Source organism: Vibrio sp. 704, assembly GCF_033339295.1.
The window spans coordinates 1-576 of sequence record NZ_JAWOUH010000773.1 but is presented as its reverse complement, the minus strand read 5'-3'; the positions used below and the strand labels follow the sequence as shown (position 1 = coordinate 576).

Sequence of the window (576 nt, the reverse complement as noted above, 5' to 3'; positions counted from 1 at the left end):
CGTAATGGTGAGCCAGTAAAACTAACCAAAGCAGAATATGAGCTTTTGGTGGCGTTATCGTCTTATCCGAATCAAGTGCTGAGTCGTGAACGTATTTTGAATATGATCAGTCATCGAGTTGATGCTCCAAATGATCGTACGATTGATGTTCTTATCCGACGCATGCGCGCAAAGATGGAGTTTGATCCTAAGAACCCACAAATTTTTGTGACCGTTCACGGTGAAGGCTACATGTTCGCAGGTGATTAATCACCATCAGACAAGCAGCAAAGAAAAAGGAGAGCCAATGCCCTCCTTTTTTGTGTTTATAAATCGGGTTTATTCCGCTTCCACCATCGGCGTTTGCCCTACGGTGTCACGCAGTCTTTGCCAAACGCTACCAAGGTATTCATGCCAAAACAGTTCAGTTTGCTCAAGGTAGCGAGCTTTAGGTGAATACTTGTCCCACGGTTGGCTAACTTCGTCTATCGCTAAGAAATTCGTTGGAGCAGGGATGGGTTTAATTCCAGCTGCGTTAAACTCGTACAGCGCACGGCTCATGTGGCTCGCTGACGTGACCAGCACAATCTCTTTTTG

At 45.8% G+C, this 576-nt stretch carries 2 protein-coding genes; one reads left to right on the top strand and one right to left on the bottom strand.

What is annotated here, in order from left to right; all coding sequences use genetic code 11:
* Positions 1-249, top strand: a 249-nt coding sequence (locus tag R7R24_RS29040; protein ID WP_318120503.1) for a winged helix-turn-helix domain-containing protein, incomplete at its 5' end; no start/stop codon positions are given.
* Positions 250-318: 69 nt separating this feature from the next.
* On the opposite strand, the gene R7R24_RS29035 is transcribed toward R7R24_RS29040, so the two are convergent.
* Positions 319-576 (bottom strand): ElyC/SanA/YdcF family protein (locus R7R24_RS29035; RefSeq protein WP_318120502.1); only part of this gene is annotated, 258 nt, incomplete at its 5' end.